General features: G+C 34.8%; 20 protein-coding genes. All 20 read right to left on the reverse strand.

Features of this window, described 5'->3' with window-relative positions; genetic code table 11:
- Positions 1 to 3: 3 nt before the first annotated feature.
- Positions 4 to 1,893 (reverse strand): contractile injection system tape measure protein, encoded by a 1,890-nt coding sequence (locus P8625_RS08470; RefSeq protein ID WP_279650035.1) that lies wholly within the window; start codon positions 1,891 to 1,893, stop codon positions 4 to 6.
- On the reverse strand, positions 1,890 to 7,007 hold the full coding sequence (locus tag P8625_RS08475) for a hypothetical protein (RefSeq protein WP_279650036.1): 5,118 nt from the start codon (positions 7,005 to 7,007) through the stop codon (positions 1,890 to 1,892). Before P8625_RS08475 ends, P8625_RS08470 begins: the two co-directional genes overlap by 4 nt.
- A gap of 45 nt (positions 7,008 to 7,052) precedes the next feature.
- On the reverse strand, positions 7,053 to 10,268 hold the full coding sequence (locus P8625_RS08480) for a hypothetical protein (RefSeq protein WP_279650037.1): 3,216 nt from the start codon (positions 10,266 to 10,268) through the stop codon (positions 7,053 to 7,055).
- Positions 10,256 to 13,438, reverse strand: coding sequence for a baseplate J/gp47 family protein (locus tag P8625_RS08485; protein WP_279650038.1), 3,183 nt, complete (start codon positions 13,436 to 13,438; stop codon positions 10,256 to 10,258). The genes P8625_RS08480 and P8625_RS08485 overlap by 13 nt, the downstream gene beginning before the upstream one ends.
- A gap of 6 nt (positions 13,439 to 13,444) precedes the next feature.
- Positions 13,445 to 13,858: a GPW/gp25 family protein gene (locus P8625_RS08490; RefSeq protein ID WP_279650039.1), complete on the reverse strand. Its 414-nt coding sequence runs from the start codon at positions 13,856 to 13,858 to the stop codon at positions 13,445 to 13,447.
- 2 nt (positions 13,859 to 13,860) lie between these two features.
- Positions 13,861 to 14,151, reverse strand: coding sequence for a PAAR domain-containing protein (locus tag P8625_RS08495; protein WP_279650040.1), 291 nt, complete (start codon positions 14,149 to 14,151; stop codon positions 13,861 to 13,863).
- A gap of 109 nt (positions 14,152 to 14,260) precedes the next feature.
- On the reverse strand, positions 14,261 to 16,006 hold the full coding sequence (gene vgrG, locus P8625_RS08500; RefSeq protein WP_279650041.1) for a type VI secretion system tip protein VgrG: 1,746 nt from the start codon (positions 16,004 to 16,006) through the stop codon (positions 14,261 to 14,263).
- The gene (locus P8625_RS08505; RefSeq protein WP_279650042.1) at positions 16,007 to 16,693 is read right to left on the reverse strand and encodes a CIS tube protein; all 687 of its coding nucleotides are present in this window, start codon (positions 16,691 to 16,693) and stop codon (positions 16,007 to 16,009) included.
- Between the two features lie 131 nt (positions 16,694 to 16,824).
- On the reverse strand, positions 16,825 to 16,986 hold the full coding sequence (locus P8625_RS08510; protein ID WP_279650043.1) for a DUF5908 family protein: 162 nt from the start codon (positions 16,984 to 16,986) through the stop codon (positions 16,825 to 16,827).
- 1 nt (position 16,987) lies between these two features.
- Positions 16,988 to 17,425 (reverse strand): phage tail protein, encoded by a 438-nt coding sequence (locus P8625_RS08515; RefSeq protein ID WP_279650044.1) that lies wholly within the window; start codon positions 17,423 to 17,425, stop codon positions 16,988 to 16,990.
- On the reverse strand, positions 17,425 to 17,871 hold the full coding sequence (locus P8625_RS08520) for a phage tail protein (protein WP_279650045.1): 447 nt from the start codon (positions 17,869 to 17,871) through the stop codon (positions 17,425 to 17,427). Before P8625_RS08520 ends, P8625_RS08515 begins: the two co-directional genes overlap by 1 nt.
- 42 nt (positions 17,872 to 17,913) lie before the next feature.
- On the reverse strand, positions 17,914 to 19,863 hold the full coding sequence (locus tag P8625_RS08525; protein WP_279650046.1) for a phage tail sheath family protein: 1,950 nt from the start codon (positions 19,861 to 19,863) through the stop codon (positions 17,914 to 17,916).
- Between the two features lie 29 nt (positions 19,864 to 19,892).
- Entirely contained in the window at positions 19,893 to 21,032 is a 1,140-nt protein-coding gene (locus tag P8625_RS08530) for a hypothetical protein (RefSeq protein WP_279650047.1), read from the reverse strand.
- A 4-nt stretch (positions 21,033 to 21,036) separates the two neighbouring features.
- Positions 21,037 to 21,612 (reverse strand): DUF4255 domain-containing protein, encoded by a 576-nt coding sequence (locus P8625_RS08535; RefSeq protein ID WP_279650048.1) that lies wholly within the window; start codon positions 21,610 to 21,612, stop codon positions 21,037 to 21,039.
- Positions 21,613 to 21,860: 248 nt separating this feature from the next.
- Positions 21,861 to 22,754 carry a gliding motility-associated ABC transporter ATP-binding subunit GldA gene (gene gldA / locus P8625_RS08540; RefSeq protein WP_279650049.1) on the reverse strand — a complete coding sequence of 298 codons (894 nt, stop codon included), beginning with the start codon at positions 22,752 to 22,754 and terminating at the stop codon, positions 21,861 to 21,863.
- Entirely contained in the window at positions 22,755 to 23,222 is a 468-nt protein-coding gene (locus tag P8625_RS08545) for a GNAT family N-acetyltransferase (RefSeq protein WP_279650050.1), read from the reverse strand.
- Between the two features lie 213 nt (positions 23,223 to 23,435).
- Positions 23,436 to 23,921, reverse strand: a complete 486-nt coding sequence (locus tag P8625_RS08550) for a dihydrofolate reductase (RefSeq protein ID WP_279650051.1) — start codon at positions 23,919 to 23,921, stop codon at positions 23,436 to 23,438.
- A 25-nt stretch (positions 23,922 to 23,946) separates the two neighbouring features.
- Positions 23,947 to 24,132: a hypothetical protein gene (locus P8625_RS08555; protein WP_279650052.1), complete on the reverse strand. Its 186-nt coding sequence runs from the start codon at positions 24,130 to 24,132 to the stop codon at positions 23,947 to 23,949.
- A 66-nt stretch (positions 24,133 to 24,198) separates the two neighbouring features.
- Entirely contained in the window at positions 24,199 to 25,023 is an 825-nt protein-coding gene (locus P8625_RS08560; RefSeq protein ID WP_279650053.1) for a thymidylate synthase, read from the reverse strand.
- A gap of 135 nt (positions 25,024 to 25,158) precedes the next feature.
- On the reverse strand, positions 25,159 to 26,874 hold the full coding sequence (locus tag P8625_RS08565) for a NupC/NupG family nucleoside CNT transporter (protein WP_279650054.1): 1,716 nt from the start codon (positions 26,872 to 26,874) through the stop codon (positions 25,159 to 25,161).
- Positions 26,875 to 26,884 lie beyond the last annotated feature (10 nt).

Consider the following 26,884-nt stretch of genomic DNA (forward strand, 5'->3'; position numbering starts at 1 on the left):
TCACTACCATTCGATAAATACAATTGATGGTATCCATGGTAGTTTTATCATTGAAATATTCCAGTGTAACTTTTGTAACAAAATATCTTGTGTTTTACTCTCTACAATAATTCTTGGTTGCTCTTTTGTTAAGTCTAACTTTCCTTCTCTTTGAAGAAACTCGTTTCTTAGAAGATCTGTAGACGAGTTTTTCAATACGTTCCAGTTTTGAAGGACTGCTCTTAACAGTTCTTCTGATTTTTCTTTTAATTCATCACTCAACACGATGTTTCTTTCTATCGGATACTGAATGGGTATGTTACACAGAAATTTTTCAAAAATTAAATTGTTTTCAAACTGCTGTTCTTTTTTTGTCGCTACATAGTGTAATAAGTGAACTGCTTCGTTGGGTTTGATTATGGTATTCTTTTCATCTAAAAAACCACATACCGTAAAAAATTGTTTTAAAAAAGGATGTAGTAAGATGAGTCCTGCGTTTTTTACCAAGTGAGACGTTGTGTCGTTAGGCACTTCGTTTGTAGTTGTAAGATTATTGTGTAAGGCTTCTTGTAGCCTTCTTCGATATTCGGCTTTTTTGTAATCGTTACTTGTTTCTTTTGTTAATGAATTTCTTTGTTCGTTGTCATTAAAATGCTCGCTTGCTTCTTCTGTTGTTGATTGATTTTTGGTCTTTTCCTGTTGACTATTTGTCTCTTTTCCTGTTGTATTAGAATTATTGTTTCTTGTTTCTTTTTCAGAATTTTTATTGATCTCTTTATTGGTTATCGATTGATTCTCGGTACTATTGTTTACTGTTTTTTCTTTACTCTCTTTACTCATTTTACTAGCATCATCAATCGTAGTTGTTTTATTTTCTCTAGTATTCGCCAACGTTTTTTCGGTGGTATTTTTTTCTTGAGAAACAGCGCTTTTTTCTTGGGGTATGTTCGTTTTTTTATGATTTTTTTCTGAATCTTCTAATTGTTTTAAACCGCTTTCTTCTTTTAGTTTACAAGTAGCTTCATCTGTCTCAGTTGTGTTTTTATTTTCAAGAGTAGCAACTGTTGTAACATCTTCCTTTTTGTTTTTGAAAACCTGATTTTTAAATAGTTGTTCTTTTGAAATCAACTCTTGTAAAAAATTGCTTAGCTCTTCTGAAAAATCGTTTGAAGCTTCAGTGTTTTTTACAGTTTTCATTTCTTCTTGAATTGTAGCTATAACCTCAGAGAAATTATGATGCAGGGTCGCTGCTATAAAAATTTGCCATAGCCTATTTTTTGTATGCTGTGAGGTAAAAGAGAACTCTTTTATTGCTTCTAAAAACGCTGAATATCCTTTGGGTTTGTTTAAAATTCCTAGGAATAAAATTTGCAACTCGTCTTTTGTAAACTGACGAAGTAAGCGTTGTTTTTGGGTGCTACTATTGAGCGCTTTTAAAAATCGTTTTTCAAAATTTTGGTTTTCTGTAATTTCAAACAATCGTTTTTTTGTGAGATTTTTCTCGTCGTTTTGGTTCCACCACGCCGTGGTTCCATGTTGTAAAAAGTGGAAAAAAGCATCTGTGTGAGATTGTGAAATTGTTACTGTGTTTACAGTTACGTCGTGTGCTTCTGGTTGCTTAAAAATATTTTTTAACTTCGTTAGTAATTGCTCTTTGATTGCTCGTTTTGTACCCGCTTCATCCATTGATTTATACGAATTAGACAAACCCACCTCGATGTTCAATTTTTGAATTTGCTGAATACCTATTTCACCTTCTATCTCGAGAGAATTAAAGTGTTTTTCGATTTCTGGAAACACCTCTTCCTGTAAAAAGTGTTCGATGGAATTTTTATAGGTTTCCGCCACTTTTTTACTTTTTGTGTGTACCTCAACAACTACTTTTTCGATGCTATGTTTTTGATTGTGCATCATAAAAGAGGTATTAACTTATCAGTTATAAAATCTGATATATACTGTGCTTGAATTTCTACCGAACATTTTCTTAAAAATTCTAATAAAGCTTCTTCTTTTTCTATTTGCCCTTCGGTAAACCCTGTGCTAATTTCTTCTAGTATGCCTTGAATAACTTGCCTGTTTTCATCTGTCTCTAACACTGTTTGCTGTTGACAATGAAGAATATTAAAGAATAGACGAACTTGGGCTTTATAATACTTTGAAATTAACTTTCTTTCATTATCATTACTCGATGTCTTAAGTAAGTTGGTAGTTTTATTTAATAATTCTAAAAACAGTTCGCGTAACTTGTTGTTATTTTCACCTGTTAAAAAAGCATTACTTTTATCTCCTATAATGTCCGCATAAGCATCATTTGTAGGAACTACGACCACTATATTTACATTAGTATCGCTACCTCCATCTTCTATATTAAACCTATTTAGCAGATAATAATTTTCAATTTCTCCTTTTGTTATTTCTTCACAGGTTTCATCTTGTATTTTCCCTATTTCTATAACTTCTGTTGCTGTATGTTCTCCACACTTGCTTGCTGCTATTAATGAAACTTTTATTTGGTCTCCATCAAAATTACTCAGGTCTTCGGTTATGGTAACTCTGTTCACTTGTGGATCTCTTTGAACGTCATTAATTACCCATATATATTCATCCCCTTGATCGGATGTGTTGGTTAACGACAGTATCTTTCTTTCTTGATCAAAGCTGTATGTAAAGCTTGCTTTTGGTGTTGCTATTAGGGTTACAGCTTGTGTTACAAAGGTTCCTACAATACCAATTGTTACAGTACCTGAATTTGTTAATCCTGAATTGGCAGGCACGAATTCCCATACTTTTATTGCTTCATTTAACTTTACGTTTCCTCCTGTGAGTTGTACTCCTTCAAATGTTGGTCTTACAACAACAGGATGCGGTTCTTTATCGCTTAAACAAAAAGTTGTACCATCTAAGTCTATCTTAAATTCTGGAAATGCTATGCTCTTGGTAAATTGTGCAGTTGAAACGCAGCCGTTACCATCTGCAATTGTTAAAAATATTATATATGTGTTTTCATTTCCTTCTTTTACTGATAACTTAGGATTAAACAATTCTGTTTTTGATTCGATATTGTTTACATTCCAATGGTATTGTAATCCGTCTGGTTTTACACCATCAGGAAGAATTGCTTCAAAGGCCGCTTCGTAGAATAATTGTCCGTTATTCCATACATATCTCGATTCACTTCGTTCGGTAATACTTATTTGCTTCACTTCATAAATCCTTATTCTTGCATTAGTGGGTTGTTCGTCTTCTAAAAATTCAATGCTTTGGTCGTAGGTTCTGAAGCTTGCCACATCAACTAACAATTCACTATTTTCAATGCTCAATCCTTCAATAGCGCCTCCTACTATGGTTATGGTTCCATTTACATTGGTAAAGGAGATTCTTACCTCCTCTTCTTTACCAAGATCTATGCAATATTTAGGTTGTATGGCTAGTTCTGATGGTGTTAGTGTATCAAATTTTATTGGTTCTATAGGAATTTCTTTTGAACATGGACCCAGTGAAATTGTTAATCCTGGGTGTATCTCATTGTTTATATCATCAATTGGCAGGGTATAGTTTTGAAAGACTTTGTTATTTATTGGCGTACGTTCTACTCTAGTACCATCTCCCATAAAATCCCAAGAATATTTGATATTCGTAAAGAAATCTGCATTGACAAAATCGCTATCGTGCCATTTTAACAGATAGGTTACCCTAGCTCTTGATTTATCGGCATTGTATTCAATGGGACGATCTACAGTTACCGTCAATTCTAACGCTGGATATACCGTAAGTTCGCAATCGGTAGGTTCGCCATTTACCGTAAATGTGATTGGTTTTCCTAACAAACTTTTGTCTATTTTGGTAATGTCTATTTTCCATTTTTTGTCTTCCTCATCGAAATAAACTCCCGACTCCACTCCTTCATTAACATTGGCTTTTACTTCTCCATCAAGTGGTCGTAGAGTAAAAATTAATGGTTCCATTTCAGTATTATTTTGTAAGCAAATATTATTTTGTGGTAATATTAAAAACGGTGGTTCTTTGGGTATGATAAAGTTCACAGGCGCACAGTCTGAACAACACATATAGGGCAACGAAAAATCTGCCACCACTGTGTTTCTTAGGGTTTCGTTTTCACGTATGGGTTGATTCTCGTCGAAGTACAATGGCTTGTCCGTTTCTAAAACTACAGGATTGTATATCTGGAAAAAGTATTCACCTTTGGGTACTAAAGTGTCTTTAATAGTAATACGCATACCTATAGAGCCATCTTTATACATAATTGTTTCTTCGGCATTCAGGGTTTTAGACATTCCTGTTTTAAACCAAATTCCATTTAAAAAAGCTGTTAAGTTACTTACGGTTTCTGCTAGTGTTTTTCCTACTAACACAATATTACTAATAGATGCTTCTTTTTCCTTATTGAAATAATTCGCATCTACAAATGAAAACGCAATGCTTGAACTTTCATCCCATAATTTGATAACTCCTCCGTTTTCATAGAACATTTCTTTTTCAAAAAAGGTATCTTTTGAAGGAAAAAGCTCATCTTTTATGAATTCAGTTTCTGTATTGGTTGTAATGGGTTGGTTTTTAAATACAACATCTAGTACCACCTCTTCGAACGTATTTTTATCGGCTGCATTTTCGGTTACATATACCATTACAAAAGTTCCTCCAGGTATTACTCCTGCTTTGTGTTCAAGTCCTGGGTGTTGTTTTACAAATTCAGAAAGTTGTATTCTTTCTAAAATCTTTTTCTTTCTTTTATCTATTTCGGCAAGTAATGTTTCTAACTTTTTTCCTGAACAACAAACGATAGATAGCTGGTTAATAAGCAGTCCTAAAATTTGCTTGGTTGATGGTTGTAATGACGTACCGCTATACGTTGCTTGTAGCCTTTTTACTCTTTTGCATAATTCTGCTATGGTTTGTTGATAACTTGCTAGTACGAGACTGTCTATATCTCTTATGTTTAATGGAATTTTTGTGTCTAAAATATACGTGTGTACTAAAGTTTCAGTAAGATCTGTTAGAATAAAATCACTCAATTCGGGTTCTTCTTTCCATACTTCTCTTTCTCTTAAAACTTCTGTTTCTTTATTCAACTCGTATATAATATCTCTTGCCGACGCATCTTTATTTTTGTCTATAACACTATCTATTAAATATCCTATCGAGTCTTCTTCTTTTGTTAGACTTTCTTTAACAATGTTTTCTTGTTCTAAGTACTTGCTATATTCTTTGGCTTCTGTAGTATATTTGTACGTATAATCTTCGTTAACACTTATCTCTTTTGAAAGTAAATTCATTTCACTTACAGACTCTTTTACTGATGGGGTTTCTCCTTTTATCAATTCTTTTTCTAAAATGCTTACTCCCTTTATATAATCGTAGTCTGCAGCACTAGCCGCTACTGTATTGACTTTTGGATCGGTTAATTTAAAGGCTGAAAATGTTTTACTTACTTCTGATAAAATGCAATTTTGTTCTGCTCTCCAAGCATTTAACAACATTTTTAAATCTTCAAACTCACATTCGTAATTATCGGTGTTGATGGTTTGTTTGGTCGCATTGATAGAAAGTGTTTTGACATCAAAACTCAATCCGTTTTCTTTCTTTCGTTTCAGGATTTTCGCTAATGCTTCACGATACATTTTTCCTTGATGCCCTTCTATTCTGTAAAAATCATTTTTATCGATATTGTACGATAGTGGCTTTTGAATTGCCAATGCTTTGGAAAGATTTTCTTTGTGATAACTTAAGTTTTGATTAGCTCTGTAGTTTTTTGTTTTGTCAAAACTCCATTTTTGTAAAAATTCTGAAGAAACTTTGTAATAAAATGGCACCGCTTTTTTGCTCAATGCAGTGTGTGCTTGCGATGGCGTTATTTCGATGTCTTCTGATTTTGTTTTTCCTATATAACTATTTACTATCGCTACAGCTCTTTCGAGTAATAACTGTATTTTTTGAAGATTTTCGTTTTCATGCCCTACAATAGTTGATTTATAAAATCGGTGACGTAGCACTGGGTATTCTGCTTCTTTTATGAGCTTTCCTAACATGATGTGCTTTGGAAATGCGCCTATATTCGGACAACAGTTTACATTAATATGTAGCAATAGTTCTTTAATTTCATTGTACGTATCAACCAAGTCTTTAATAACATCGTAACGGTATTGAAAGTCTAACGGAACTGCTAACGAACTAAAACTAAATAAGGCTTTTATTTTAGTGGTTATCGATGGTTTTTGAAATTTTGACAATATCGTATCATAGCCTTCTATTAAATCGACACTAATGCTTTCATCTTTAACTACACTATCGAACTCTGCTTTTAATAATGAAAATGTTTTGGTGTTGGTTTCATGCAACACTACTCTTTTTGCTTCTACCACAGGTAATTCGTCATTAATTTTATACCAATTGTGCTTTAAAAAGATGGAATCTTTAGCTGCAATGGCTTCTAAATCTTCTATACGAATAAGTAGTACTCGTAAGTTGTTAATCTGCTCAATACCTTGGTTATCGCAGGTTAGTTTATTACACAATACATCTTCATTAGAGTATTGCTCTAAGTACAACAACACCGCCATTTTTTGTATCCCTGAAAAATCAACCAAAGGGGTATGCGATTCATCTTCTTCTGTATGTAACTCCCATAAATCATATTGCTTTTCTTGCGTATTTCTAAATCGGTCGTATGTACCGTCGGTATCTTCAAACTTTTTATAGAATGAGAACGTTTTTAAAGCTAGGTTTTCTTCTAGCAAGTCAAAAAACTGGACTAAATCTCCGTCGGTAGTTACGGCAGTTCCTTGACTTATTTGAATGCCATTAACCGCTGTTTTATCTGCGTTAAATTTAGGAGTTACTTCAAACCCACAAGCTATTCCTACACCACTCAGCCCAAGTCTCGACAAACGGTTTTGGTCGTCAAAATAGTCTATAAATGTGTTTAATTGCGTTTCTGTTAATACTTGATTCGCATTGAACTTACTATATTCAGTCGTAATTTCTTTTAGTTTCAGGTTAGTCGTTTCCATACGTATACTATTTTGGCTGTGTTCATGAATAAACACGTACTATTTTTATGAGTTTTCTTCGTTATTATTTTCTTTTTCTGTTTGTATATTTCCGATACTAGATTGGTTTAGTATAATTCTACCGTCTAAGGCTTCGTCTTCTGCATTACAATCGGTTAATCTTCCTACTGGATAAATGGTGTTTAATTGCTGCATTGCATGTATTAAGTCTTGCAATTCACCATTTTCTATTGGTTGTTTTTGCTCTTGGTTTGTTTTTGCAATTAGGTATGCTTTATAGGCATCTTCAAACTGTAATAAATCGTTTTCTTCATCTGCTATGGTTTCTTTTCGCTCTCCTACCCAGCAAATTCTTGGTAAAATATGTGCTGGTAGTTCTTGTCGAATTACATCTTCCATGTAATGTCTAAAATCTGGATTTGAAAAACGATAGGTATAACCTGGTAACACAATACTTACTCGGTAAGAATAGGGGTCAATTGTTCCGCAGTCTTCACAGTCTTTGGCGCAAATGGGTAAAAAGTTTTCGACTCCAGTACTGGCATTTTGTGAACGCAAAATCATCTGGTCTTTATGATACTTTCCTTTTTTTAGAGTGCCTTTTAAAAAATCTTTTTCTAATAGAAAAATAATGTTTTCTATGGCACTTTTCAAGGCGTTTCTGTTTTTGTATTCACCTGACTCGGCAACGATAAATTCACTACTGTCTTCAACTTCTTCAGGATTAATTACATCAAACCAATAGTTAACACCTACCGATGAATTTGTAGGTGCAGCTTGATGTATTCTTATAAATCCGATTTGCTTTTTATCTATAGTTTCTTTTTTAACTATTTCTTCTAAATCACCTTTTTTTGTTTGTAAAACTTGTTCTGCTATCAAATAAAACCCTTCTATTGCAAGGTTTTCGCTTGCATAGTTCTTTTTGGCTGATAACAAAATACTTCCATCGTTATACTTTAACCTCCAGCTAAACACTGTGTTGCTATTGTCTATTAGCTCATAGATTTCTACATACGATTCGGTAACATCTGGACGCAATAGCATGTGCTCTACTAAAAACATTCCTTCTTCGGTAAACTCTTTTTTAAGAAAAGAAATTACTTCTAGCAATGCTTCTTTCAAGTCATTAGTATCTTCATAATACTTGTGTTGTTTGGCTATGATATAATCGCTACTGCTTTCAGGTTTTTCTGGATTCACCACATCGAAAGAGTACTTTACAGGAATAGAAGGGTTTGATGGGGTCGACTCATGAATTCTAATGAATCCAATTTGTGTATCACCTGTAATATCTTCTTCAAATGCTTTTTCGATATCTTTTTCTTTGGTTTGTACAACTTGTAATACCGTAAAATATAGTTCTTCAATAGCGAAGGCTATACTAGCATAGTGCTCTGTTGCCGACAACAAGATATTGCCCTCGTTATCTCTTAATCTCCATCGATAGGTATTACTGCCTTCCGTTACTTCGTATATTTCTACGTTGGTTTCTGTTACATTTCTTCTTTTTTCATTGGTCATTCCCATTAGGCGTGCGATTCGTTTTTGAAATCCAGAAACATTATTCGTATCCCATAAATTTTCTGGGGTTTGTTTGTAGTAGTTGAAAGCTGTCCCTCTTTCGCTACTAATAACTTGGTAGTCTTTTAAAAAGGCTTCTTTGTTTGACAATACAATTTCATCTGTAGCTGTTCCGTATAGGGCTTTCATAATGAAGGTGTACTCTCCGAATCGTTCTGCAAAACGTGCTAATAAATGGTCTAAAATGGCATTTCTTCGTGCTATGTTATTATCAAACTGATTGAATAACATTTTTGTCAATTCGTCATCATCGGATTGTGGATATTCGCTAACGAGTTCGTCAAAGTCTTTAATGTCTTTTACGGCTTGGGTAAAAAAGGTGCGTGCTTCTTGTCCGGAAACAGAAAATAATGTTCTTACTTGTGATAAGTGTTTGAAATAGCTTGCTAAAATTTGATCGAAAAACGTTAAATATGCCTTTAGTTGTTTTGCTTTGGCTCTTCTTTCGTTAGTAACGTGTACTGCTAGTCCTTCTTGACCAATTCCGTAGGTATCAGGAAAGTCATTTTGAATCGTAGTGTATTCGCCAGCTTCTATCGCGCTACCTTTGGGAAGCGATAAAACCTTATCTTTATCGGCTATTTGTTGTGACTCAATTTCATCTGTTTTTAATTGTGCTACATACTCATATACTCTATCATAATTTAAGTTTAGTGGAAGAAATCCTTTACTAAAATTAAACGTGCTCTTTTCACACAATATTGGCTTTTTATCTGGGTCGATACATACTACCCATCTGTTCTCCTGTACAATATCCTCATTACAAAACCCTACAGAGATATCTTTTATTAATTTAACTCCCTCGATGTTCATGATGATTTTCATCACGTCAGAAAGGCGTACTTCTTTTCTTAATTCTGCTTTTTTGAGTTCTTCTGTATCTATAAATCCGTTGCTTAATACTGGTCCGTCAAATATGGCATCGGTAGTATAGCCTTTGTCTAGCATTTGTTGAATTGAATAGAATTGTAACGAAGGTGATAAGTATTTTTCTATTTCAACTAAAATATTGGCATATACCCATTCTTCATCTGCTTCTGGCACCACCTCAACATTCGCACAAATAGCAATGGGCTGGGTAGCTACTTCTTTTACTTCTATTAAATCTTCGCATAAGTTCCTGTTTTGATGGTAGGTAGTTTTAATGTTTGCAAAAACCTGCTCTTTGGTGTAGCCTTCTTCAACATCTACCAACAACGAGTACAGTCCTTTTAGGGTAAAATCTTTTTGAAATTCTGGTAAAATATCTTCAAACTTTTGGTAGCCTAATTTGTTGTTCTTACAGTCAACAAACACCTGTTTATCATACGTTCGTAACCAACAGTTTTTTACGCCTTCTAAATCAATAAACAATTTTCTATAATCTAATTCATTGACGGGTTTGGTTGGAAAAATTTCTGAGGCCTTATAAAACTGTGCCTGTAGTGATAGGTTTGGGTCTTTAGATGCTAATAAATCTTCTAGTGGTGTATCGATACGCATGCCTAAATCGGTAATTGCGTAACACAGCATTTCTAAAATGGTAACGCCAGGGTCGTGTGAATTGAAGTCAGTCCATAATTTTCCACCAAATGTTTCTAAATAAGAGATTCCTTCTTTTCTTAAAAAAGAAAAATCTAAATCGTCTTTGGTCGCTATATTCTTAGGAATGCTAATATGTTCGTTTATAGTTGACATGTAGGTTCTGTAATTTTTTTAGTGCCTTTGCAGGTGGTTAATACGGTACTTACACGATGTGTTTTTGCAGATACTAATATGGACTTTGGGTCGCTGGGTGTTATCTTATAAACTTTTGCATCTCCATTCATCGTTACATTTTGTAAATAATCTACATACGGCAATTTTTCTAAATAGTCTATCAAGATACTTTTGTGAAGCATAATTCCGAAGGTTACTTCTTTGGTTTCGTCAAAAGCCCAAGGAGATAAAAACTTGGTAATGTCTGTTTTTAACTGTTCGATGTAAAAATTCTCGTCATAGCCTTCATAAAAACTTACTTCGAGTCCAATACTTACTTCTTCGTAGTTAGGGTTGATAACTTCTGCTTGTACGTGTAGCGTGTTTAATGTATTAATATACTGTGTTACGCTATTTAACGTAGCTTTGCTTACTCGTGGTTGATAGATGTCGAATACATTTTTATTTACTGTATCTGGCACTACTACGAGTGTTACATGACCTGCCGCAGTAAAACTTGTTTTTGAGGTATGGTTTAAGCATTTTACTTTATAAATATCTGGGAATTCCTGAAGGATTACATGCTCGTAATCCCACAAGGTTATGGCTCTATTTTTATGGCGTAAGCGCTCGCTGATTCTTCTGTAAAAATTAGCGTCTGACTCTTCTGGACTTCCTCCAAAAGAACTATACGGTTGCGAAACGGATTTAATTTGTGGGATACGTGTTACCATTTTTTTAATGGTTCCACTTGGTAATCCGTTTTTTAAATGACTTACCTCATTATTGTTATTCTCAAACGATGCTTTTACCGCTTGTGCATGAATGCCTATGGCTTTACATACTGCATCGTATGATTTGTTCATGTGTGCTTTTATCCAAGTATATCCTGAGGGTAATAGTGTATTGTTGGAAGTAGCTTCTTTGGGTATTGAAAACGTAATAATTCCTGATTTTAAGAAATTATCGGTGTTATTCGATAGGATATTGTTTTCGAGTGTTTTCCATTTATTGTTGCATAATATTGACCAGTGTATCTTTTCGTTTTCTCCAAAACTTTCTACTAATGGATTTTCACTTCCTTCCAACACCTGAATTAATAAAGATAGGTTTTGCTGTGGTTCTAGGTCTTCTATTCCTAAAAATAGGTAGCCTCCTAAACAGTAGTTGGGTACTAAAACAGTTTGAATGGTGTCTTTATCGAACACATCGACAATCTCTTTTTCTTCTTGTAAGTATTTCTTTTCTGCATAATTTTCTTCGTGCTGCCCAAAAGGGTGTTCATGAAACAATTGTATGCGATTTCCTTCTAAGTTCATTTCTTCCATCACCAAAACTTCCTCTGCTGAATAGTCTATAGAAATAGATTCTACTAGCGGTGTATAAGGTTCGTTAGGAAGGTTAATATTTTTATTATCTGCACTTATTGCCAGCGCATAGAGTTTAGGGTACAACTCGTGTAAAAATGATTGTTCTAAGGATAGTTGCAACGGACCTGCCTTATCAATTTCATACGCATTTCCTGGGTTGGTTACTGTAAAAACGCTGGTATACAATACTTCTTCATTATCTCCGTCTTCAACAACTTCTTTTTTAAAAAGGTTGGCTATTTCTCCTATCGTTTCTTTAGCTGCTCCTGCAGCATGGACTAATCGCTTTTCTACTTTAAAATAGGTATAATCCTTAACTATTAAGTCTGTTGGGTTTATAGATTTACTAAGTTTATTTGCATACGTTAAGATTGAAGAAAAACTTGATGATTTTAGGTATGCTTGATACCATTCTCTAAAATCATCTGGGGTATTTTTCCAACGTAGGTTTACGCTGAAATCATTCCATTTTTTTGAGAAGGCTTCGTTGTAGCTTACACTAAAATTCGATCCTTCAATAGGGCGTGTAGTAAAAGGATGAAATGGTTTTCTGGTTCTCACCACTCCGTTATCGTTTTCAACAGTTGCTGATTGTACTCCTTTAACAGCTGTTTTTATGGTTACTTTTTCAAGTGCGTTTCCTGCTAAGAATCTATAAAAATCATATCCTTCGGTTGTTGAAACATCAAACACAAAACGTACTAACGGATGTGAGGTGTTGTACTTTTTTAGTAAAAATTCTTCATTATAGCCTACCAATGCATCGGCATCATAGCCTAAAGTAAATTTGAAACTTATTTGATTGGTGGTAACTAACGCTCCATCGTTTACATTATTAATAGCAACCAATGTTGGTTCTATCCATTTTTCTTTACCACTTCCAAATAATTGAACGGTTTGCAACAATTCGCTTACATTAAAAGTATTGGCTTCAAAGTTGTTTTTAAAATCAATAGTAATGGTTACCGTTCTATCTCCTTCTTGTAATAATAGCATGGGTGAGGCAATTGCAAAACCTACTTCTGCATCTGGCAGTTCAGAAGCATTTTTTCCGTTTGCAGGATATCCGAAAGGATACCAGTAGGGAGTCTCTTCGGGTAGTGGTTCTTCAAAACCGTCTTTGGTATTTGCTACTGCACTTACTTTTATCTTTTTTAACGTTTCTGAATTGTTATTATACATCGTTTTTATAGCTGCCACCGAAGCTTTGTTTACGATGAGTTCTTTAGTCGTTTCGTATACTAACGGATTTCCGAGGCTATCTTTTTTTGCGTCTAATAAAGTTCCTTCTTCAATTCGTTCGTTCGTCATTTTTTTTGCCAATTCAAAAATGACATGCACCTGGTCGGGAGTGGCTTCTCGCTTTTGAACTTGTAGTATTTCTTTGTAGTAGAAATCTAAATGGCGTTTGGTTAACTTATTAAAACGTTCTTTTGAAAATTCTAATAATTGTAAAAAGCAAACGAACAAGGTTAAATGCGGACTCAGTTTTCCTTCTTTAGTATATCCTTCGAGGGTTGCTTGAATGTTTTCTTTTAATTTATCGTACGCTCTAGTTCCTCTAAAGGGAATCTCTGCTGTGGTTATTTTTTTAAAAAAGGCTTGCCAATTTCCAGCGGGTATTTTGTGATTTTCTGTTGGAAAATAATGTAGTTTTTCAGCAAAATTATAGGCAAACAACATCCAATCTTCTATAGTAAAATCGTGAAGTTCGAAATTGTCAGGATCTAATGCATCAATATAGCGCAGCTCTTGTCCTGTTCCGTTTCGTTGTAATATGCTAGAAATGATTTTACTCATAATATTTTAATTTATGTCGGTTCCTTCTCCTTTGTAAAAAGGGAAAACTACATTGGTTCTACTATTGGTAGCTCTAACTCTGTATTCAATTTTTATTACTAACATTCCTCCTAAGGGGTCTGTTTCTGAAACATCAATATGAAGTACATCTATTCGTGGTTCGTGATATAGAATGGCCGTTTCTATTAAATCTTTGGCATAGGTTATGAGTGTTCTATCTAACTTTTCAAAAAGAAGTTCTTGTAAATTACATCCATAATTGGGTAGCATTACACGTTCGCCTAATCGAGTAGTTAACAATATTTCTAAGCTACTTTTTATGTCCTCTTCTTCAGAAATCATAATGGTTTCACTTAGGTCTTTTGAAAATTCTGGCGGAAAATCCCAACCTATTCCTAAAAATGCTTTTTTATTTTCCATGATTATCCTATTAAAACTGTAGGTTCTCCTAGTACGATGGTTCCTCCATGCGCTGTACTATCTCCCATTCTTGCGGCTGGCGCTCCTCCTATTAACACACTTCCTGAACCTGCTACAATGCTATCTGGTGGTCCTGTACAAGTTGCCATATCACCTACTCTGGCTGCTGGTAACCCTCCTATTAACACGGTGGGTTCTCCTGCCGGTAAGATTGGTCCTCCAACATGTGGAACGGTGCCTGTTACCATGGGGCATACGTGCATATCTGTTATTCTTGCGGCTGGATTTCCCATATCAGTTATTGGTTTTTGGTTGTTAGTTTTTAGTTTTTAGTTTTTAATATTAATTGTTCTCTCTTCTTGGTTCTTGGTTCTTGTTTCTCTTCTCTCTTCTCTCTTTTCACTAATTTATTTGTACTAAAGAGCCTTTTAAAACAGCTATGGCACTTGTAGATACTTCTGCTCCGGCGCTTCCTTCTGCTTTGAATTCTGCATTGGCAGCAATACTCACATTAGTTCCTTCAATCGTTACATCTCCTGATGCTTTTAAAGAAATATCTCCAGCGCTTTCCATGGATATTCCGTCACTGTTTATGGTAATTACATTCGAGTTGTCGTCTTCAATGGTTATCGCTCCTGCATCTTCATCAAGTGAAATCACTTTCCCTGCGGGTGTTTCAATGGTGATTATTTTCTTATCATCATCAAACAATACTTTCATTTCGCTTCTGGTAATGATTCCTTTTTCGTGATTATCATCTGTTGCTGTAATTGGTGAGGGTTTCGCACTACTGTGCAACATACCCAACACAATGGCATCGTTAGGGTCTTGGTTGATAAATCCAACAATTACTTCATCTCCTATTTCTGGACGGAAGAAAATGCCTCTATTTTCTCCTGCATCGGGTGAGGCTACTCTACACCAAATGCCTTCTTCTTCGTTATTTATGATGGGAATTTGTACGAGAATTCTATCTTCTCCGTCGGGATCTTCTTCTAACTGAGAAACAATTCCTACTTGCAAGCCTTGAATTGCTGGTAACAACCCTGAAGCTGGTTTGGCTGAGATTTCAAAGGTTTCAGAAAACCACTCTGTTGACAAGCCAAACTGCGCATTGGCAACCCAATTTCCTTCTGAAATCACATGCTGAACTCCTGTTACATATATATTTCCGTTGAATCGGTCTCCTACTCCTTCTAATTTTAATATGGTGTTTGGTTTTACTGACGGAATTCCTTGAAATTTTACACGCCCTCTTACTTTTGCTAATTGTTGAAATAGCCATTTGGCATCTGCCCAATCTTGTAGTTCTGTATCTGTAACCACACCTCCGTGTCGTAACTCCATACTTTCTAAGCCTATGGTTTTGTTTAAGTCTGAAACCGATAGATTTCCGTTTAAACTTACATTGGGATCTTTGCCCTCAATTTCAATCACTTCTTGGTCGGCATGATTCCAACTGTACGCTGCTACTTTTTTTACTTGATGGCGGGCGTCGATTTCGGCATCAAAATCTAACAGAGAACCCCCAAAGGTTACCGTTTCTATTTCTGACTGGCTCACATCGGGTTTGGCTATGGTTATGGTACCGTCATCTACAAAACACAATTTTCCATTGGCTTGTGCTCTTGAAACTATAAAATCCCAATCTGATGCATTGTATTGTACCAATTCGGCATGACTGTAATTAGTCGCTTCTACTTCTTTTGACAGGTCATAGTTTCCTATGATTTCTTCAAAAATGTCGCTATCGGTGCTTTCATAGAAATAGGTACTTTTTCTACCTACCGTCATTTTAACCGCTTCGTCTTTGCACTCAACGATTAGCTGTGCTGAATTGGCTCTAATTCTTAGGTTGTGCTTGATCACGATTCCTTTAAAAATAGTTTCTTCATCAGAATGGTAGCCTGCCGTTATCTCAATTTCTTTCCCAGGAATTAACAACTCTTCGTTGCTTAACTCAAAATCTCTTTCAGAAGCATCTCCATCGATGAGTACTATTTGAGCCATAGGTATTCGGTTCACTTCTTTGGAAACGGTGATGTTTTTTACTCCGTATTTTTTAGAGAGCTCTTGACCTTCGATTAAGATTTTAAAGGTGACTAAATCGGCACTTTTTGAGGTTTGTATGGTTCCTGTACTATTCATTTATGCGAACTTTTGTAAGGGTGGAAAAAAGATTTCTTGTCCTGCTCGTAATTTTCTAAACTGCATTATTCTATTAACACGGGCTACTTCTAAGTAATATTTAGAATCTCCGTAAATATGATGACACATAAGTGGTAAGGTATCTCCTGATTTTACCTTACGGTAGTGTGTTAAATCGGGCGATTGGTTGTTTTCTCTTGCTACCCGTAAATCATCGTCAATGGTACCTTTGAGTTTCAATTTTGCATTCGCTCTAATAGGTGTACCATCAGAAGCAAATAAGCGGTACTCTATAGATAAATCAACCAACGTTCCTTTAAAGAGTAATGCCCCCCACTTTACCATTAAGTAATTGGGTTTGTGCTTATCTCCATCGTATTCAAATACAATTCGTTTAAAAGCTTCAATTTTATCGATAATTCCATCATCATAATCTGCTTCCCCATCAATAACTCCAGAGCTGTCGAACAATAAGTCTAAATCTATCTCCTGCGGTGCTATTTTAGCAAACTTGGGTTGCCAACCACTTGTACCTTGCCCCTGTTCTTCAGTATACTCTGGTTTGTAAGCAACCATATATTTCTCGGGATTCACAAGTGTAGTAAACTCACCGTCGGCTACTTCGTCTTTAAACTTTTCGTCTTTGTAAGCTTTTATGACTAATTTTTTTAATTCTCCTTGACTCATTTTATTCTTGGTTGTCGGTTAGCAGTTAGCAGTTAGCAGTTAGCAGTTAGCAGTTAGCAGTTAGCAGTTAGCAGTTAGCAGTTAGCGATATTATAATTAATTGTTCACTGCTCACTGATAAATGTTCATTGTTACCGTTGTTTTTGTCTTTCTAAAATGTCCATTACCTCTTCCACGCATGCTGCCACTATCGCTGCTGTATTTCCGTTTGTTGCTCCACTTGTTTTTCCTTGTGATGCTGATTTTTCATCTACATTAATTTTGATATGGAGTTCTTTAATTGTTATTGGCATTTTATGATACTTTAAAATAATTATAGGTTAATTCAAGTGTTTCAATAACCAACTTACTTTCTTCGGCATTAAAGTCTCCTACCGTCCACTTTACAGGATATGCATGTCTTACTTCCCAATTTTGTATAGCATCTCCGTCTTCGCCTAACAACATTACATTCACGGTTACAGGTTTAATTTCGAAGTTTTCTAAGGCTTTTCTACACCATTTAATCACTTCGGAATCGACCAACATTCCTCTTTTTAATACTAAGTTTGGGTACTTTGATCTTACTGGAATTGTATGTTTAAATCTGTTTTCTCCTCCTTCGGCTATTTCTTCAGTTTCAAGGTCTACTGAAAGACCTGAAACTGATTGAAATGAGTTGTCTCCTTTCGAAGTTGAAATATCTTCAAACGCTACTTGAAAACTAAAGCCTACGGGTGGATAATAGCTCATTACGATGACATTTTTAGCTTCTCAATAACCCACTCTGCGGTTTCAATGGCAATTTCATTACCATCAGCTTTTAAGTCTGTAGGCTGTACTTTAGTGATATAAGCATTTGTAGCTTCCCATACTACTGCTGGCTGTCCAGTCTCGTCTAATAATTTGATGGTTAAATCTCCTCTAAACTGTTCACCTCCTTCTTGGAAGTATACCGTTTTCGCCCATTGTTTATAAAATTGTTTACTTTTGTCTACAAAGGTTCCTGTCTTCATAGTAATGTTGCCATACTCAGACATTCCAGGTTGTTTTGATTTGTGGTATTCTTTATCTGCTCCTCCACGATATTCTATTACTTTATTATCGAAACTTAACCCTGATACTTCTGTACAATTAAATTTTGTATCACCAAAGGTTACCTCGAAGGAAAACTTTGGAAGTGGATATAATTCTGCCATGATTCTTTATTTTTTATTTATGTTTTTGCTTAGTTTATTTACTTATGCTTCTTGCATTTTATGTGAGAACTTCAAGATGATAAATTCTGCAGGACGTACTACTGCCATTCCAATTTCTAAAATCATATTTCCTTCTAAAACATCTTGAGCGGTCATGGTTTCTCCTAAACCAACACTTACATAAAATGCTTTATCGGGTGTAGGCCCTGCCAAAGCTCCTGCTCTCCATTGTTGGGTTAAGAAATTATCTATCATCGCTTTTACACGTACCCAAGTATTTTTATCATTCGGCTCAAATACAAATTGTTCGGTGGCTTTTTTAATAGATTCTTCTGCCATATTGAAGAAACGTCGTACGGATATGTATCGCCACTCATTATCGTTTCCTGCTAAGGTTCTTGCACCCCATACGAGATTTCCTTTTCCTACAAAAGATCGAATAGCATTGATTGATTTTCCTGCAACAGTATCTACATTTAAGTTTTGCTGATCTTCGTGAGAAACATTTACTAATGGTTCAATAACATAGTTTAAACTCACATTAGCTGGCGCCTTCCAAACACCTCTGTCTGAATCAACCCTTGCATACACTCCTGCCATAGCACTACTCGGTGGTAATACTAACGGTAAATTAGATATTTCTGCTTTTATTTGATTATAAAGAGCATCGTCTTCCGTTTTTATAGTGTTTAAAGTCTTTACCAACGCACTTCCACTAGATGTCGGTAAATTATCTATTAAATCTTGAAGTTCTCCCGAAGCTATTAACGTGTTGATTTTATCTACAATTGAATCTGTAGAATCATTATGGGTTCCTAATACTTTTTGTAAAGACGTACTGTTTCCAGTGTCTTCAGATATCTCATTTAAAACTGTTATTTTAGAGTCATCATTATTCAAACGGTCAATAGCTTTGTTCAAATCGACTTGTAATGTTTCAATTTCATCAGTTATCCATGTATCTAAAGCATTGGCCTCAGCAGTAGCACTACCATCTGTTCTTGCGAGATTTACAGCTTTATTCAATTCTACCTCCAAAGTACCTAAATAGTGTTTAATGCTATTTATTTTTGCAATTACATTAGGTACTTCAGCAACAGCATCGTCATCGTCATCAGGACCAGTAAATCCATCAACAGTTGATGATAATGTTGCTATATCAGTTAAAAAAGTGGATAAATCAGTAGTATCTATTGCCGTTGAAATTGCTTGTGCTTCCGCTTGAATGTTTCTCGGTAAAGCTGTACTTATAGTTACATCTGTACTAGATTCATCGTAGCGATAATCTAAAATAGTTTTAAGAAATGGGTAATATGCCGCTCCGTATTTGAGGTAATCTTTTTCTGAACCTATTTTATCTCTTAAAATCCCTATGTTTGGAAAGGCAGGATCAGTTGGATCGCATGCTCTCGTATCTATTATCGTAAAACGATCTTGTAACTCATTACACTGAGTTAAAGCAGCTTTGTATAAGTCGTAAAAGGTCGTGTCGTCTGTTAATGCAGTTGCATCAGGAAATACGATTAAAGTTACTTCATCAATTTTTCTTACTTCTGCCAATCCAGTATTAAAATCTGCAACAGAAGTAATAGCCTTTATTTGTAAATCACTCCCATCTAATAGATTGATATTACCATATCTTCCTACAGAAACAATATAGCAAGGCCCTCCTCCATTGGCAAAATATAACTGTAAACTATAATACATCAAGAAAGGTGACTTTTCTATACTATTAGGAGCTTCAACCGATACTTTTTCGTCTTCCACTGTGACCTTTATACCTATTTCTGGTTTGGCAACACCAAAATACATTTCATATTCTAGCATAGAACTAATGCGTGTCGGTGTTGCTTTTAAATCTCCTTTAACTTTTTTGGTTGCTTTCTCCGTATAACCAATAAAAGCTGGAATCGCTGTTTCTACTTGAGCTACCGAAGGGGGAAACTTTACAATTTCCTCTATGTAGACTCCTGGTGTTTTGTACGCTGACATAATTACTTGTTTTTAATTTTAATTTTTGTTTATATAAATACTTCCGAATAATAGTTTTGATTATTTGGATCTTGGGTAATACTCTCAGGAGTAGGGTTCGGGAAATAATAACTGTCTTGCGGTTGTGGAGAAACATCTTCGTTTTTTATCTCTACACGCCCATTCATGGTTAGGGGTTGTTCGTCTATTGTGGTCATTACCAAGTTCTCACTTGTTTTTGTATAGCGCCAAAAAGTGGTTCTGTTTTGAATACATACTTTAAACTCTGGAAACGTTGCTAACAAACATTGTTTTTCTACATCAAACTGCTGTGTTTGTTTATTCTTGGTCATTATTTGTTCTGTGAAATCATTGCTATCTTCTCCTGATATTTGTAACTGCAACACCCCTATTACTCGATTGTTTTTAACCCTTTTTACAAATGCCTTTACAGCATCGTGTATCTCTTGCTCTTCGGTGTCTAAGGCTGTTTCGTTTGCTATCTTCGTTTCGATTTCCGCTAGTTTTTCTTCTTTTATATTGGCTATGGTTACCAAATTCGGAGTACTTGTTTCAAATTCCTTCATTGTTTCCAGTTGGTGTACTAACTTTCTTGTTTCACTATCTGATAACAAAAAATCGCTCCATTTTTTTACTTCTGAAATGGTTTCAAATACGTTGAGTACTGAAGAACTTTTATTCGAGAGGTAATACAGTTGTTGCTTATTTTTCTCAATTACGTTGGAAAAATTTTCAAAATATGGATGGTGTACTTTGAGGTAAAATGTTAGCGTTAACGAATCGGGTAGTGTAATGATTGGACTATAAAGAGCTACTTCTTCTTGATTGTTTCCTTCTGTAATTACCTCTAAAGTTTCTGCAAGTACTCGAATTCCCTTTTTATGGTTTCTTAGTAAAAGTCTATGGTTTTTTACCGCTTTTTTAGTTTCTTCGGTAGGTACTATGCTTAAGAAATCATTCACATTATACTGTGCTTCTGCACGCTCTCTATCCTTTCCTTCTAACTCTGTGCTATTGCTATTTGCATTTCCATTATTTGCGTTGCCATTATTTCCATTGTTGTTTCCATTATTGCTAGTACTAGCATCACTAAACTTAAAAAATGGGAGTGTTCCTTCGTCTAAAAAATACGAGTGATAGATATTGATATTGAACAGTGTTTTATACATAGCTTTAATTTTTAATAAGAGATTGCTGTTCGATACCAGAGACAACAGTACCTTCTTTGGTTATGACATCTCTTTCTATTTCTAGTAAGGTGATTTTATAGAGTACAGAAGGGTATTGTTTTCCTCCTAAAGTACCCCATATATAGTTCAGTTCTTCAAAAGAAGGGGTGTATAGTTGTGTTATAAATTTGAATGTCTTTAAATCTGATAACTCTTCTATGCCTTCAAAGTTGGTGTTCTGATGGGTAAATACTTTTTTACCTTGGAAAAAAGCTAGTATTTTGGTTAAACTTTTTAATGATTCTGAATACGTAGATTTATCTACACTAAACAAAACATAAAGATTTAAGTATACTTTCGGATTTCTATAACTAACCGAAGTTCCTTCTACACTATTGTTAGAAGTATTTTTTAAGGCAAACTCTTCTTGTGTGTTGATAAGTGTTAATGAAATATCTGGATTATTTCCTGGAGAATTCCCATCGCCATCTGCCATCGCAATGTTTGATAGCTCTACTGTGTTTTCGTCTAAATATCCATTTAGTTCCTCTGTAATGATTTGTAATATCTCAAAAATCATTTAATAGTAAGTTTGGTTAGTTTTCGGTATGTGATTGAAGGGAAGACAATCAGACATGGTAAAATTAACCACTCTTATGAAGAGAAACCTCAATGAAAAACTCTTTTAAAAAGGTAGTTTCTCCTAAAAAATTTTAAATGAAATAACAGGTAGTAAGAAGGGGGAAAATCCCCTTTTTGCTTTAAAATGAAAAATAAGTTTAACATATTCGTAAAATATGTTTATCTCAAGTGCAATAGTCTTTATTGCTATTGAGTCAACTCTCTAAACAAACTTTCTAAATTTTTATTTTCGGTATTCAATCCAAGGATTTTTAATCCGTTTTCTTGTGCGAAGTCAAAAATTACCGGACGCATATCTTCTGAAGTATTAAATGTAAGTACCCAATTATTTTCTATTGTATTTTTGTAGGCTGTAATATTTGGCAAGCGTTTTATAAACTGTTCTTCTAATTTATAATCGAACGTTACTTTTATGATTTGCTCGTTACTTGTTTTAAGTTCTGATATGGGTTTATCAAGTACTATCTTTCCTTTGTTAATAATTATAACTCGGTCGCACATGGCTTCTACTTCTTGCATAATGTGCGTAGACAGCAATACGGTTTTATCTTTTCCTAAGTCTTTTATTAATTGTCGAATTTCTACTAATTGATTTGGGTCTAGCCCCGTAGTCGGTTCATCTAAAATCAATACTTCTGGATCGTGTAAAATAGCTGCTGCCAACCCTACACGTTGGCGATATCCTTTAGATAGTTGATTTATTTTTTTGTGTGCTTCATTCGTTAGCCCTACTTTTTCGATAACCCCGTCTATATTAGATTTTGCCATGTTGTGTAAAGATGCTTGAAACTGTAAATACTCACGCACATACATCTCTACATATAACGGATTATGTTCTGGTAAGTATCCTATTTTTCTTTGTGCTTCTATAGCATTTGATACCACATCAATTCCATTTACCAATACAGTTCCTTCGGAAGGTTGTATAAATCCTGTTAAGATTTTCATCGTGGTAGATTTCCCCGCCCCATTAGGACCTAAAAACCCTACGATTTCTCCTTTTTCTGCTTCAAAAGAAATAGCATTCACTGCTTTTTGTGCTCCGTAGATTTTCGATATTTCAGTAAGTTGTATTGACATTTAGTTTATTGATTTCAGCTGAATTTTTACTACATTTATGATGGATGAATCTAATTTTTCATTTTCAAAAATAGTGAAGCCTTGTTTTTTATAAAAATCTATTGGAGATTTGTATATCTCGTTATTATCTTTTAAATAACTTTCGTCTACAACCACCCAACCGTTTAATTCTTTGTACCTATTTTTTATACTTTCTATTATCTTTTTTCCGATGCCTTTTCCTTGAATTTTTGTACCAAGTATCATTACAAACCAACGTTCTTCTTGTCTTATAAAATCACAGTACCATCCAAGAACGTTTTCTTCTTCTAGAATTAATAGGTGGTTTTTATCTTTTAATTTCGATAAATACTCCTCGAAATCTTTTGCTTTTTTATGGCGAATGATAGACGGGTATTCACGATTCCAAAGTAATCGAATCTGCTCTTTGTAAGAAGAGTTTAATTGCTTAGTTTCTTTGAATTTCATTTTCGTTCGTCTTACATTTGATATTTGTGGCTTCGACTACGCTCAGCCACCATTTCAACTACGCTCCACCACCATTTCGACTGCGCTCCACCACCAAACTCGACTAGGCTAAGTCACTAATTTCAATTATACTCAACCAACAACCTTCCACTTTTCACTTTTCTCTTTTCTCTTTTCTCTTTTCTCTTTCCAACTTTTCAAACTTTCAAACTTTCAAACTTTCTCATACGAAACGAAACTATAGTCGTATTTATTTTTCTCGTCGGCTTTAAAATCTTCTCGGGCTACTTCTTTCCATATTTTCTTATCTATTTCTGGGAAAAAAGCATCTGCTTCAAATTCGTGATGCAATAAGGTTATATCTAAACGGTCTACTAAATCTTGTTCTAAAGCCTGCTTGTAAATTTGTGCTCCGCCTATAATAAAAGCATCTTTTCCTTCTGCTAACGCTATTGCTTGTTCGATACTGTTGGCTATTAAGCAACCATCAATAAAGTAGTTGTTATTTCGAGTGATAATTATCGATGTACGATTAGGTAAGGGTTTTCCTATACTTTCAAAAGTAGTACGTCCCATTAAAATAGAGTGTCCTGTAGTTATTTTTTTAAAACGTTTTAAGTCGGCAGGTAAATGCCAAATTAAGTCGTTATCTTTTCCTAAAGCATTGTTTTTTGCAATAGCAGCAATAAGTGTAATCATAAATTCTGATTGAATTGAGGTGGGTTTACATACTTTTTACCCATTCTTTAATATAGCCTGTAAGATCTCTTTTTTGAGTAATTGCCTCCTCAAAAGCTTCATTTTTCATATTATCAACCAAGGTATGAATAGCTTTTAATACATTTTCATCATTAATTTCTGCTATTTTATCATAAAGATCTTCCCTTAAAACATCAATATCTGTATTCATTTTTATACTATTTTTAGATTGGTTTTATACAAAGCTACTAAACTAACTATAAAAAATAAAGTTAAATTATACAGCCACCACTCCTTTAATGTGTGGATGTGGGTTATAATCGACCAACTCAAAATCTTCAAACGTAAAATCCTCGATATTTTTAATCGCTGGGTTGAGTTTCATTGTTGGAAGCGGTCTAGGGTCGCGAGATAATTGCAATTCTAGTTGTTCTAAATGATTGTTGTATATATGTGCGTCTCCAAATGTGTGAATAAATTCTCCTGCTTCGTAACCACAAACTTGTGCAACCATCATGGTAAATAATGCATACGATGCTATGTTAAAAGGTACGCCTAAAAAGATATCCGCACTACGTTGATATAATTGGCACGATAGTTTTCCGTCAGCTACATAAAATTGAAAAAAGGCATGACACGGAGGAAGTGCTGCTTTACCGTTCGCTACGTTTTCTGAAAACGACTTTGAGGTATCTGGTAACACTGAAGGATTCCATGCCGACACTAACATTCTACGGCTATTCGGATTGTTTTTTAACGTGTGTATTACTTCCTTTAATTGGTCTATTTCATCGCTATTCCAATTACGCCATTGATGTCCGTAAACAGGACCTAAATCTCCATTTTCGTCAGCCCATTCATTCCAAATACGCACTCCATTTTCTTGCAAATACTTAACATTCGTATCGCCTTTTATGAACCATAATAATTCATAAATAATTGATTTTAGGTGAAGTTTCTTGGTGGTTACCATTGGAAATCCCTCGCTTAAATCAAATCGCATTTGATAGCCAAAAACACTTTTCGTCCCTGTTCCTGTTCTATCTCCTTTTTCATTTCCGTTATCTAAGACATATGTTACTAAATCGTGATACTGCTTCATCCTACTGCGTTTAATCGTTAAAATTGTTGCTTTGCTAAACAACACAAAAATAAAAAAGCAGCTACATAAAATGTAAATGCTTTTAAAAATCTATTCAGAAGTTATTAACCGTTTTTTGTCTGTGTCGACTCGCCACTATCCGATAATCATTCCAGCAATGGTTGCCGACATTAATGAAGCGATTGTACCACCTATGAGGGCTTTCATACCAAATTCTGATAAGTTTTTACGCTGTCCGGGTGCTAGTGAGCCTATTCCCCCTATTTGAATTCCGATAGATGCAAAATTGGCAAAGCCGCACAGCATATAGGTTGCCATAATTACCGACTTGTTAAATGTTAAATGTGTAGCATTCGCCACATTCTTTAATTCTGCCAATTGTATGTAGCCTACGAATTCACTTGCCGCTAATTTAATACCTAACAACTGCCCCATCAATGCCATATCTTCTTTCGCCACCCCAATTAACCACATTAGGGGTGCGAAAATATAGCCTAAGATCGCTTCTAATGAAAACTTAGCATACGATGTGTTTGCTGCCATCCAAGAATTTAAGTTCGTAATATCGCCTACCCATCCTAAAATTCCGTTAATCATCGCAATAAATGCAATAAAAACCAAAAGCATGGCTGCCACATTCATGGCTAATTGTAAACCTTCTGTGGTACCATTCGCAATGGCATCTAAAATATTAGAACCTATTTTTTCTGAAGATACTTGTACATCGGTATTTACTTCTTCGGTTTGTGGATATAAAATTTTTGAAATAATAATTGCTCCTGGCGCTGCCATTACAGAGGCTGCTAATAGGTGCTTTGCATATAGTAAGCGTAAGGCTTCATCGTCGCCTCCTAAAAAGCCTATGTAGGCTGCTAATACTGCTCCAGCCACAGTTGCCATTCCTCCTATCATCACTAATAGGATTTCAGAGCGATTCATTTTTTCTAGGTACGCTTTTATTAATAGCGGAGCTTCCGTTTGACCTAAAAATATATTTCCTGCTACTGATAAACTTTCAGCTCCAGAAATTTTCAATCCTTTAGATAGTAACCAAGCTAAACCTTTTACTACTTTTTGAATTAGCCCTAAATAAAATAACACCGAGGTTAATGCCGAAAAGAAGATGATGGTGGGCAATACTTGGAAGGCAAAGATGAATCCGAAAGAATCCATATCAGCCACTAAACCACTGAATAAAAACTCACTTCCAGCCCTTGTAAAATCTAATACACTAACGAACAAGCCTCCTACTAATTCAAAAGCCTTTTGCACAAAAGGAACTTTTAAAACTCCAACAGCTATTAATAATTGAAAAGTTAATCCCAATCCTACTGTTTTCCAATCGATACCTCTTCTATTAGCACTAAATAAAAAAGCAAGAATTAATAGTGTAATCATACCTAAAACTCCTCTCCATAGACTTTGTATTGAGAAGCCTTGACTTGGCACTATTTTGTTAGAAGTTTCAGCAGTGTCTTCAGTTTCTTGGGTAGCAATTACCGCTGAATCTGTCGTAAAATTGTATAGTATATTTTTTTCTGAAAGCGTTAACGCATCGTCTGTTAATGTAACTACATTATAGTAACGAACCGTATCGTTTGGTTGCTTGTAGTTAAAAATTAATAAGTTATTTTGATGAATATAACTTCCTGAAGCCTGCAAACTATCTTTTCCTACTAACGAATACGTAAAACTCCCTTCTGATAAGGTAAAAGTATCTGTAGCGTCTATAGTAACAATTGAATCTCCTTTAGTTGTTGTAATTGATGAAAAATTCCACTTTTTTTCAATGCTTTGGCTAAAAGTTATCATCGTAACGCAAAGCATTATGAAAGTACATAGTTTCTTCATTTTAGTAATT

This window comes from Tenacibaculum tangerinum (assembly GCF_029853675.1).
GTDB classification, from domain to species: domain Bacteria; phylum Bacteroidota; class Bacteroidia; order Flavobacteriales; family Flavobacteriaceae; genus Polaribacter; species Polaribacter tangerinum_A.